This window comes from Blautia sp. OF09-25XD, assembly GCF_003482095.1.
GTDB classification, from domain to species: domain Bacteria; phylum Bacillota; class Clostridia; order Lachnospirales; family Lachnospiraceae; genus Fusicatenibacter; species Fusicatenibacter saccharivorans.
In genome coordinates this window covers 1-11400 of record NZ_QUMG01000033.1, presented here as the reverse complement: position 1 = coordinate 11400, position 11400 = coordinate 1, and the positions used below count along the sequence as shown (strand labels likewise).

The 11400-nt window shown below is 41.4% G+C and carries 10 protein-coding genes and 1 pseudogene; all 11 read left to right on the top strand.

Features of this window, described 5'->3' with window-relative positions:
* A partial coding sequence (locus DXA93_RS18090) for a hypothetical protein (RefSeq protein WP_207667069.1) occupies positions 1-248 on the top strand: 248 nt, incomplete at its 5' end.
* A gap of 150 nt (positions 249-398) precedes the next feature.
* Positions 399-1919 carry a putative basic amino acid antiporter YfcC gene (gene yfcC / locus DXA93_RS17310; RefSeq protein ID WP_118719062.1) on the top strand — a complete coding sequence of 507 codons (1521 nt, stop codon included), beginning with the start codon at positions 399-401 and terminating at the stop codon, positions 1917-1919.
* A 15-nt stretch (positions 1920-1934) separates the two neighbouring features.
* Positions 1935-3083 (top strand): beta-aspartyl-peptidase, encoded by a 1149-nt coding sequence (iadA, locus tag DXA93_RS17305; protein ID WP_118719064.1) that lies wholly within the window; start codon positions 1935-1937, stop codon positions 3081-3083.
* A 133-nt stretch (positions 3084-3216) separates the two neighbouring features.
* Positions 3217-3999 carry a hypothetical protein gene (locus DXA93_RS17300; protein WP_118719066.1) on the top strand — a complete coding sequence of 261 codons (783 nt, stop codon included), beginning with the start codon at positions 3217-3219 and terminating at the stop codon, positions 3997-3999.
* Positions 3984-4376: an HIRAN domain-containing protein gene (locus DXA93_RS17295; RefSeq protein WP_118660840.1), complete on the top strand. Its 393-nt coding sequence runs from the start codon at positions 3984-3986 to the stop codon at positions 4374-4376. Before DXA93_RS17300 ends, DXA93_RS17295 begins: the two co-directional genes overlap by 16 nt.
* A 46-nt stretch (positions 4377-4422) precedes the next feature.
* Positions 4423-5322 (top strand): DUF5655 domain-containing protein, encoded by a 900-nt coding sequence (locus tag DXA93_RS17290; protein WP_118719068.1) that lies wholly within the window; start codon positions 4423-4425, stop codon positions 5320-5322.
* A 90-nt stretch (positions 5323-5412) separates the two neighbouring features.
* Positions 5413-8403 carry a DEAD/DEAH box helicase gene (locus DXA93_RS17285; RefSeq protein WP_118719070.1) on the top strand — a complete coding sequence of 997 codons (2991 nt, stop codon included), beginning with the start codon at positions 5413-5415 and terminating at the stop codon, positions 8401-8403.
* Position 8404: 1 nt separating this feature from the next.
* Positions 8405-8806 (top strand): (deoxy)nucleoside triphosphate pyrophosphohydrolase, encoded by a 402-nt coding sequence (locus DXA93_RS17280; RefSeq protein WP_055221463.1) that lies wholly within the window; start codon positions 8405-8407, stop codon positions 8804-8806.
* A gap of 72 nt (positions 8807-8878) precedes the next feature.
* A complete protein-coding gene (locus DXA93_RS17275; protein ID WP_118719072.1) occupies positions 8879-9511 on the top strand; it encodes a class I SAM-dependent methyltransferase in 633 nt (210 codons plus the stop codon).
* Entirely contained in the window at positions 9472-10653 is a 1182-nt protein-coding gene (locus tag DXA93_RS18070) for an HNH endonuclease domain-containing protein (protein ID WP_243025944.1), read from the top strand. Before DXA93_RS17275 ends, DXA93_RS18070 begins: the two co-directional genes overlap by 40 nt.
* 121 nt (positions 10654-10774) lie before the next feature.
* Positions 10775-10948 (top strand): annotated as a pseudogene (locus tag DXA93_RS21080) (zinc-ribbon domain-containing protein); the annotation flags it as partial.
* Positions 10949-11400 lie beyond the last annotated feature (452 nt).

The window sequence follows — 11400 nt, the reverse complement described above, 5'->3', positions numbered from 1 at the left end:
GTTACTCTCAGCAGAGGAATATTTTTGTCAAACAAGATGTTAAGTTAACTGAACCGCCGGATGCGGAACCGCATGTCCGGTGGTGTGAGAGGTCGGCGGCGAAAGCCGCCTCCTACTCGATCAAGCTCGCTTTCTGTATTAGATTTGTATTACTGTTAGAACAACCTTCCAAGTATAGCATAAGAGACGGGAAGCAGGAAACCCAAAAAGAAATTGTTTGTCTTTCTATACAATCACGTTATGCATGACATTGCACACAGCAGGCAGAAAAATCCGAATGGAAAATTTTTCTGTTACTTTTTTGATTTTTTCAGTGACTTTCCTCTATGATCTATGGTACACTAATCCATGCGCGTTAAAAACGAGAATAGAATATCAAATGGAGGAAATCTCAAAATATGAGCAAAAAGAAAGGCGAAGGCCTGAAATCATTCAACAGGGGATTTAACGTGCCGGATACCTACATTATCATCTTTTTTGTGGTAGTTATCGCGGCCGTCATGACCTTCCTCGTCCCGAAAGGCTATTACGAGACGGAGGATGTCACGTACCTGATGAACGGGGTAGAAAAGACCCGTACCGTCATCAAAGACGGAAGCTTCCAGTATCTGACCGATGCTGCAGGAAAACCGGTCACAGAAGGTGTTGCACTGTTCAGCGGCGACGGCGGAACCGGATTTTTCAATTACATGTATAACGGAATTATCAGCAGCTCCGCTATCGAAATCATCGCATTTCTGATGGTAGTCGGCGGTGCTTTTGGCATCATGATCCGCACCGGAGCCGTTGAGGCGGGCCTGATCGGCCTGATCCGCAAGGCAAGAGGAGCCGAAAAACTGCTGATTCCGGTCCTTTTCGTCCTGTTTTCCCTCGGCGGAGCCGTGTTCGGAATGGGAGAAGAGGCCCTTCCGTTCACGATGATCCTTTGCCCGTTGTTCGTTGCTGTCGGATACGACACCGTCATTGCCGTGCTCGTTACGTACGTGGCAACACAGATCGGCTTCGGATCCTCCTGGATGAACCCGTTTTCCGTCGGAATCGCACAGGGAATCGCCGGCGTTGACGTCTTCTCCGGCGCAGGTTTCCGTATGGTAATGTGGGTCGTATTCACCGCTCTTGGCTGCGGCATGACCATGTTCTATGCAGCAAAAGTCAAAAAGACCCCGGAAATCTCTGTTGCCTACGAAAGCGACCAGTATTTCCGTGATCAGAACGAAAAAACAGGCATCGACGAGGGCCATTCCTTCGGCATCGGCCATATCTTAGTTCTGGTGACACTGGCTGTTACCGTTGTCTGGGTCATCTGGGGCGTTATGGCAAAAGGCTATTACATGGCTGAAATCGCAACCCAGTTCTTCATCATGGGAATCGTGGCTGGTGTGATCGGTGTCATTTTCCATCTGAACGACATGAAAGTGAACGACATTGCCGTTTCCTTTAAAGACGGCGCAAAAGACCTGATCGGCGCGGCACTCGTTGTGGCGATGGCACAGGGCATCATGCAGGTGCTCGGCGGTTCCGATCCGACCACCCCGACCGTTATCAACACCATTATGTACGGCATCTCACAGGCCCTGGCCGATCTTTCCGGTGCAGCCGCAGCCGTGCTGATGTACGTGTTCCAGTCGGTCTTCAACTTCTTCGTCGTGTCTGGCTCCGGCCAGGCGGCGATCACCATGCCGATCATGGCACCGCTCGCGGACCTTCTCGGCGTATCCCGCCAGACATCCGTCCTTGCGTTCCAGCTCGGTGATGCTTTCACAAACCTGATCGTCCCGACCTCCGGCTGTCTGATCGGCTCCCTGGCGATTGCAAAGATCGAGTGGTCGAACTGGATCAAATTCATGTGGAAATTCTTAGGTATACTGATGATTGGAGCAGTCATTACGATTCTGATTGCGGTTGCCATTGGATTTTAAGAGGAGTGAGAGAAAATGATATTATTTCAGAATATAGACGTCTATGCGCCGGAATACCTCGGAAGAAAAGACGTTCTTACGGTGTATGATAAAATTGTCAAGATCGCAGATGCCGGCACGATAACGGCAGACGGCCTGCTCTCTGGCGCGGAGACCGTAGACGGAACCGGACTTGTCCTGACACCTGGCTTTGTCGACTGCCATGTTCACGTGCTCGGCGGAGGTGGCGAGGGCGGCTTTGCCAACCGCACCCCGGAAGCGACGATGGAAGGCCTGAACAAGTTCGGTGTGACAACCGTTGTCGGCTGCCTCGGAACTGACGGCATTGGCCGTGACATGTGCGCGCTCGTGGCAAAAACAAAAGGCCTCCGGGAGCAGGGCATGTCCGCCTGGTGCTACACCGGCAGCTATCAGGTTCCGGTGCGTACACTGACGGATGGAATTACGAAAGATATCATGATGATAGAAGAAATCATCGGAACCGGCGAAATCGCCATCTCGGACCACCGATCCTCACAGCCGACCTTCGAAGAATTCGCCCGACTGGCAGCAGACACGCGCCTCGGCGGTGTTCTTTCCGGGAAAGCGGGAGTGATCAATGTCCACCTTGGCGACGGTGCAAGATGTATGGAGCTGATCGAACGCGTCATCAGCGAAACCGAAATCCCGGCCAGCCAGTTCCTCCCGACCCATGTCAACCGGAACGAGAAGCTGTTCCAGAAGGCAATTGAATACGCCGTAAAGGGCGGTGCGGTCGATTTCACCGGAAATGAAGAGATCGATTACTGGGAAACTGTCTGTGATGAAGTCCGCGTGTGCAAAGGAATCCGCCGCATGCTGGATGCAGGCGTGAACCCGAAACACATCACCATCTCATCCGACGGTCAGGGCAGTCTGCCGATCTTTAATGAGAAGGGAGAATTCCTGCGGATGGGTATGGGCCAGTCGAGCTGTTTGTTGAAAGAAGTAAAAGAATGCGTGGAGAAAGCGGGAATTCCGCTGGAAACCGCAATTTCGACGATTACGGCAAACCCGGCAGAGATCCTGTCACTGAAAGGAAAAGGCAAGGTCCGGGAAGGATATGATGCGGATCTTTGCGTACTGGATCAGGGACTAGAGATTCAGGAAGTGATTGCACGGGGGAAGAATGTGTATCGGAAATAGAAGAGAGATTAGAGAAGAGGTTACGGCTTGCGTGGAGCTGTAGCCTTTTCTTTTTGGAATGGTATTTTAGGTAACAGTACGCTATAATCATATTAAGCATATTTCAAAATAAGAAAGGTCCAAAGAGACGGTAATGGATGAAATCATAAAAAGTACAGATAACAGATATTCAGAATATGAAACGTTATTATTTTTAAGGGATAAGCTGCGAAAAGAAGCGTATGCCTGGAAGAACAGATATCTGGCTGAATTTGGCAATCTGATCACAGCGGTATTTGAACAGAAAATAGCCTGCATCAAAAAGAAAAAGACCATATCTTTCTGCCAGATGGCCGTCAATCGTGGAAAACCGGTGGATCAGGCGGAACTGCAGAACTATCTGTCACAGGAAATGAAAGAGTACAATCGAAAACTTTCTGAAATGATACAGGAAAATGAGATTGCACACAGTGGAGAAACCATCAGCGAAGAAACCGCGGCAAAAATAAAAAAATTGTACCGCAGACTTGCAAAACAGATCCATCCGGATATGAATCCGAAAACAAATGAGATACCGGAACTGAAAGAATTATGGCAGAGAATTGTAGTTTCTTACCGCGCGAATGATCTGGAGGAGCTGGAAGAGGCGGAAGTTTTGGTAAATAAATTTCTGGCAGACCATCATCTGGATGAGAATGAAATCAAAATACAGGATATCGACACAAAGATAGAAAAATTAAAGGAGCAGATTCAGAAGATCAAAGAGACGAATCCTTACCAATATCGATTCCTTCTGCAGGATCAGGAAGCGGTTCAAAACAAGAAGCGGGAGTTACAAAAAGAACTGGAAGAATATAGGGTATATGAGCAGGAGCTGGATCAGCTTCTGGAACAGATGATGAAAAATGGGGTGAGTTTTCTATGGCGGATGAATTAGAGATTAACAAAGGCGGGGTAGTATCCCTGATCGACAATCATGAACTGGGAGAAATTTTAAAACCACTGGTTAGAGAAATTTATTTGTTTAATTCCTATGTGGCGGGAACGACACATCTGGAAGATCAGAGCGTTTTGGGTGAAATAAAAGAGGAAGATGATCTGCTTCTTCAGCGCGAGGACAATAGATTTGATCAGAATGCGATTCTGGTTCTTACGAACGAGAGGCGAAAACTGGGGTATATTCCGAAAAAAGATAATGTAGTATTTGCAAGATTGATGGATGCAGGGAAACTGCTGAAGGCAAAAATAACGACAATTGAGCATAGAGGGGATTTTACGGAAATTGGGATTGGGATCTATTTGGTGGATTTTTGAAAAATGGAGAGTAATTAAAAAATAGACAGGAACAGGAGAATATGTGGTGTCGGAGATAAAACTTTTTGAAATCGGAACTGTTGTGAAAGAGCGCACCTCTTCCACGGTATTATTGGAAAAACAATTGCAGACAACGATAGAGCAGAATATGGAGACATTTTTTGGCGTTCGCTTTCTGAAAAGTGAATATGCGATCACTTCGGGAAGAATGGACAGTATTGGAATTGATGAAAATAACAGCCCGGTGATTTTCGAATACAAGAGAAGCACGAGTGAGAATGTAATTAATCAAGGACTATTTTATCTGGATTGGCTTTTGGATCACAAAGCGGATTTCAAACTGCTTGTGATTGAAAAACTGGGTATGGAAGTAGCAGACCAGATTGATTGGTCGGTGCCTTGTGTGATTTGTATTGCAAATGATTTTACGAAATACGACGTGCATGCAGTGAATCAGATGCAGAGGAATATCAAGTTGGTGAAATATCGGAAATATGGGGAAGATCTGTTGCTGTTTGAACATCTGAACACACCGGTGGCAAAGCCAGTAACGGAAACATCAACCATTTCAACAACAAGTAGTACATACACACAGAAAACACATTTAGAGAAGCTGTCATCAGCAAGCAGCCATTTCAAAACATTATATACGGCGCTTTGTGACTACATCGAATCGCTGGGAGACGATCTTGTTCCAAACCAATTGAAGCTGTATTTGGCCTATAAGAAAGTGCAGAACATTTTCTGCATTGAAATTTATAACAAACAGATCCTGCTCCGAATGAAACTCGACCCGGACACTGTTGAACTGGAAGAAGGATTCACAAGAGATACCCGCGGGATTGGACATTACGGAACGGGGGAGCTAGAAGTGTCAATCAAGACGGCAGAAGATTTTCAGAAGGCAAAGAAGCTGATTGATCGGGCGTATCAGGAGACGTTATAAAGCATGGTAAAAACTGGAAAATGATGAAAAAATTTGAATTGTAAAGTCAAATACGTTACAATTTAAAGTTAGAACAGAGAGGATGAAACGGTGAAAGAAGAAATAATACAAAACATAAATCAAGGGTTGGAAGCAGCCTATATCAATGGAAATCTTGCTTCAAATCTGGAATATAAACCGAGTTTTATATCAAACAATCCAGAAGAGGGTAAAAAAGTTATTTCTTCTATTGAAGAAGAGTTACTTCGCTGTGAACAATTCCAGATTAGTGTGGCATTTATCACAATGGGAGGAATTACGCCCCTCCTGCAGACGTTAAAAGAACTCGAGCGAAAGAGAATCCCGGGGCAAATTCTTACAACGAACTACTTAGATTTTAGTGAGCCAAGAGCGTTGGCAAAACTGAATGAATTGAAAAATATTACGCTAAAAATGTATGATGTGGAAGCTGCCGATAATGGATTTCATACCAAAGGATACATTTTCAAAAAAGAAGAGGTTTATAGAATTATCCTTGGCAGTTCCAATATGACAAGTGCAGCGCTTACCAGCAACATAGAGTGGAATACAAAGATTATATCGACCGTGCAGGGTGAAGTAGCAAGTGAGATTGTAAAAGAATTCAATTCGTTTTGGAATTCGGAGTATGCTTTGGATTTTGAAACCTTTTATGAAATTTACAAAGCACGCTACGAGATCATCAAACATCAACGAGAAGAGGCTAAAAAAGACAGGATTCCGTCTTTTGAAAAATATAAATTAAAGCCGAATTCCATGCAGGAAGAATTTATTGTTAATCTTCGAAAAATCATTGAAAAGGGTGAGAAAAGAGCATTATTGATTTCGGCTACGGGAACTGGAAAAACATATGCATCAGCATTTGCAATGCGTGAATTAGGTTTTAAGAGAGTATTATTTCTTGTCCACCGGGCGCAGTTAGCCAAACAAGCCAAGAAGTCTTTTGAACGAGTGTTTAATAATTCTGTCTCTATGGGCATCGTAGGCGATGGAAAACACGAATATGGCTGTGATTTTGTATTTGCTATGGTAGAGACGCTAAATAGAGATCAACATTTGTTCCAATATGAAAAAGATGCATTTGATTGTATCATTCTCGATGAAGCACACCATAGTCCAGCGAATACCTATCAGAAAGTAATGAACTATTTTGAACCACAGTTATTTTTAGGTATGACAGCTACGCCGGATAAACGGGATGATCATATAGAAGGGCGAAATGTCTATGAACTTTTCCATCATCAAATAGCACATGAAATTCGATTACAGAAAGCAATGGAAGAGCACTTGCTGTGTCCATTTCATTATTTTGGAATCAGTGATATTGCATTGATAGATGATAAAACATCTAAAGGAAAGAACCTTACAGAAAAAGATTTTAATCTTCTTACAAGTGAAGAACGCGTAGACCATATCATTGAGCAGGCGCAATATTATAGCTATAGCGGAGAACGTGTGAAGGGATTGATTTTCTGTAGTAGAAATAAAGAATGTGAAACATTATCGAGAATGTTCAATGAACGCGGTTATAGAACGCTTGCACTTAGTAATGAAACGCCGCAAAAGCTTCGAGAAACGGCATTTGAACGTTTAGCTATGAGGGAAGAGGATGCAACGGATGAATTACAGCCCTTGGATTATATTTTCTCTGTAGATATTTTAAATGAGGGCATTGATATTGTTGAAGTCAATCAAGTCATTATGCTTCGGCCTACACAATCGCCCATTGTATTTATCCAACAATTGGGACGGGGGCTGCGTAAGGCGGAAGGAAAAGAATATGTAGTGATTCTGGATTTTATCGGAAATTACAACAATAATTTTATGATTCCAGTCGCTTTATCCGGAGACAATACCTATAATGCGGATGTGATTCGGAAATATGTTATCAGTGGAAATAGTACCATTCCGGGAGCATCTACCATTCATTTTGATGAAATAGCAAAAGAAAAGATTTTTCATGCGATTGACTGTATCAAACCAAGCACCTTGAAAGAATTGATGAAAGAAGGATACGTTAATCTGAAAAACCGTCTCGGAAGACGTCCAATGCTTTTGGATTTTTATGAAAACGCGGAGATGGATCCTCTTGTAATTATTAAGGAATACAAAACTTATTATTCTTTTGCAGAACAAATGGAGAAAAATGAGCAGCTGTTTCGGTTGTCAGAACAGGAAAAGACAACACTGGAATATTTGTCAAAGACGATATTAAGCGGTGTCAGACCAGATGAATTGGAGATTTTGCGATTGTTTTTAGAAAAAAATCAAATTACATATTCTGAAGTTATTGATAGCTGCAAAGAGCGATATGGTTATGAGATAACAACGCAAAAGATTGATCTTGCATGTGATGTTCTGAAAGGAAAATTTGTCACAAACAGCACGGAAAGAGAGAAGTTTTATCAGATTGATATTCTGGAAGCAGATGGAGAGAATCGTTTAAAGAGAATTTTAAGTTATACAGAACGCCTGGCACATAAGGATTTTTATGATCAGGTCCAGGACATTGTGGCTGTTGGTTTAGCCAGATATCAAGATAAGTACGCAAAACCATATAGAAATGGAGTGCCATTTGTACTTTATGAAAAATACTCAAGAAGAGATGTTAGTTTGCTTATGAATGCAGGCAAAGATTTGTCGTCAACAATGTATGGAATGTCGCAATTAGGAGACGATGTTTTCATTTTTGTCACGTATCATAAAGAAGAAAACACAGATGAAGAAAAAGAATATGTTGATGGAAAGCCTGATTATGCGGATGAATTCGTAGACAACGTAATTTTTAGATGGGATTCCCAAATTGATAAAAAGTTAGATGGTGCATATATGGATAAGGTTTTAAATACACCAAGAAAACATCTTTTTGTTCAAAAGACGGATGCAGAAAACAATTTTTTCTATATGGGAGAATTTGATGTCTTGGAGGCTCATGAAGCGGAAAAGAAAAATAATAGAGGCGTATTAAAACCGATTTGTAAATTAAAATTTAAAATGCAAACAGCAGTAAGAGAAGATTTATTGAGATATTTGCAGAGTGGAAAAACAATGGAGGAAAAGTAAAATGAAAACAATCAGAGTTGTTGCAGCAGTAATAAAAGCAGTAAATAAAACAGGAGAATCCATCATTTTTGCAACCCAGAGAGGTTATGGAGAATTTAAAGGCGGCTGGGAATTTCCGGGAGGAAAAATTGAAAAAGGCGAGACACCACAGGAGGCTTTGAAAAGAGAAATTATGGAGGAATTGGATACAGAAATAGAAGTGGGAGAATATATTGATACAATTGAGTATGACTATCCGGCATTTCACCTTTCTATGGATTGTTTTTGGTGTGAAGTTTTAAATGGAGATCTCGTATTGAAAGAACACGAAGCGGCAAAGTGGTTGACGAAAGAAAAACTGAACGAAGTAGAATGGTTACCTGCAGATATTACATTGATAGAGGAAATTAGAAAAGGAATGTAGGAACAGAAAATTAGGACATATTTCACAAAAAGTGCTGTCGAGTAGAAAAATGAGTGAGGGTGGAAAGAAACTATGACCTTGGAGCAAACAAAAAAATTTACAGAGCAGGACGAAAATACACTGCAATATTATAATCAAAATGCGACTAAATTTATTGAAAATACAAAGAGTGTTGAGTTCCATTCCGTACAGGGTAAGTTTCTTTCCTGCCTTTCGGCCGGCTCTTATATTTTGGATTTTGGCTGTGGATCTGGACGCGATAGCAAATATTTTCTGGAAAAAGGTTATCGTGTCGATGCGGTAGATGGATCGGAAGAAATTTGTAAAATTACCAGAGAATATGTCAAAATTGAAGTGAAAAAAATGTTATTTTCGGAACTTTCGTTCGTAAATAAGTATGAGGGGATATGGGCGTGTTCTTCTATCTTACATCTTTCGAAAGACGAATTACAAGATGTTCTATATAAAATGATGCGTGCCCTAAAGAAAGAAGGATATATTTATACTTCCTTCAAGTATGGAGAATATGAGGGATATCGTGAAGAACGATATTATACCGATTTTACAGAAAATTCTTTTGCGGCATTTATAAAAGACTTTTCAGAAATAAAGATAGTAGAATACTGGATATCGAAAGATGTCCGTCCGGGTAGGAGTGAGGAAAAGTGGTTGAATTTGATACTTCAAAAATCGGATATAGTTTGAAACTGGATGGGAAATATTACAATACATTAGATATTGAAGGGTTTTCACACATGATGAAAGATCCGTCCTATTGTTACAAGTTTTATTGGTTGGAAGCGATTGTCCAGCTTATTGCGGAAGGCGTAAAAGAAACCACTTTTGATGCGGTGATCGATGAAATGATTTGCAATGCATGGTACTCGGTCCGCGAGTTTCACATCCATCTGAGCGGAATGCCAATCGATGGACAAGTAAAAGATGGATTGGAGAGAGCTGTAAGTAAATTATCAGAACTCAGCAATCTGCCTGCAAATGCATCCAAGGTAGAAATTAAAAATGCGATTAAAAAGTATGCACTGGAATTGAAAACATTAAAAGAGCAGCTCACCAATATGGTTCCGTACAGAGCTCTTGCAGGATTTTTTGATAGAGCGGAAGAACCAGCAGATTGGGGAAGCGTACGGCGAATGACGGAATATATTGAGAGAATTAATGAGCACGTTGTGATATTACCGTATACACTGGGAACAGGGAGTAAGCTCAAAAAAGAAATATATTTTCAGCCATCTTGGACAAAGATGATTCAGGATAACACGGTATCGATTCTCGGATGGATTCAATATGAAAAGGTCAAATGGTTGCAAAACAATAATCCAGAAGTTCCAGGTCTTGTATATAAACTGGCGCCGATGGATGAGAAAATGCGGAAATTGAATCATGTGCGGAAACTATGGGAGGGTATTCTGGAACTGACGGAAGTTAGAGACGTGTTTACCGGAGAAGTTGTCGCGCCAAAAGCATATGATGTAGATCACTTTATTCCATGGTCGTTTGTCATGAACGATGAACTTTGGAATTTGATGCCGATGGATTCTTCCTTGAATTCGGCGAAAAGTAATAAGCTTCCGAAATGGGATCCGTTTTTTGAAAGATTTACTGAGAATCAGTATTTGCTGTATGGGTTTATTCATGAAAAGCCGGGAATACATAAATTGTTTGAAGGATGCTATCGAGATAATTTACATTCTATCTGGGCTGGAAGAGAATTGTATTGCAAGGGAAATTCACGGGAGCAGTTTTATAATATTTTACAGAAGAATATGCAACCGGTGTATGACTCGGCGAGACGGCAGGGGTATGAGGTTTGGAATAAAGGAACGTGAATGGAAAATCCTTAAAAGAATGGTGTATGGAACATGACTGACAAGATATTTTGGTGCGATGGGATAAAGAAAATGTAGAAGATCCAGAAAGATGGCCATATGGTAGTGAAAAAAAGTAAGCTGGATTTGTGAGTTTGGCCATCGTTGGGAAGCATCACCTAATAAGATAATATCTAAGAAGACAAGCGGGTGTCCTTACTGCGCGAATCAGAAGGTGTGGAAAGGATTTAATGATCTAAGCACTTTTCGACCGGAAGTCGCTCAAGAACGGAATTTTGAAAAAATAAGAATTTGACACCAGACAAAGTGACCGTTTGCTCAAATAAAAAAGTATGGTGGAACTTTATAGGGTCTGACCACCTTACGCAATGAGGCCAGTAATAGTACGAGGAAGATTATATGGATAAATTTGTAACATTTTCTTTTGGATTTTATTATGTGATTGGAGTATGTGTTTTTTGGAGCAATTTATCTTATTCAGTTGCCACGTGTACAAAAGAAATTGTAAAGCAGAGACATTTAACCGATGAAGAGGGAAAAAAGATATGTGGAAGTTATTGTGCTAGAATATTATTTCAAACAATAATAATGTGTATTTTCCCAGGGCTATTTAAATTGTATCTTATGATTAATAGTTCTTACAACAGTAAATATATTATAACGTCAGGGTTATTTACTGTCATATGGCTTTTTTATTATAACGTCAGGGTTATTTACTGTCATATGGCTTTTTTATAACCGGAGCTA

What these genes read in the sequence shown, in the direction of transcription:
- DXA93_RS17280 (WP_055221463.1), top strand. Translation starts at nt 8,405, where the DNA reads ATGAAAACAATCAGAGTTGTTGCAGCAGTAATAAAAGCAGTAAATAAA.
- DXA93_RS17295 (WP_118660840.1), top strand. Translation starts at nt 3,984, where the DNA reads ATGGCGGATGAATTAGAGATTAACAAAGGCGGGGTAGTATCCCTGATC.
- yfcC (WP_118719062.1), top strand. Translation starts at nt 399, where the DNA reads ATGAGCAAAAAGAAAGGCGAAGGCCTGAAATCATTCAACAGGGGATTT.
- DXA93_RS17275 (WP_118719072.1), top strand. Translation starts at nt 8,879, where the DNA reads ATGACCTTGGAGCAAACAAAAAAATTTACAGAGCAGGACGAAAATACA.
- iadA (WP_118719064.1), top strand. Translation starts at nt 1,935, where the DNA reads ATGATATTATTTCAGAATATAGACGTCTATGCGCCGGAATACCTCGGA.
- DXA93_RS17300 (WP_118719066.1), top strand. Translation starts at nt 3,217, where the DNA reads ATGGATGAAATCATAAAAAGTACAGATAACAGATATTCAGAATATGAA.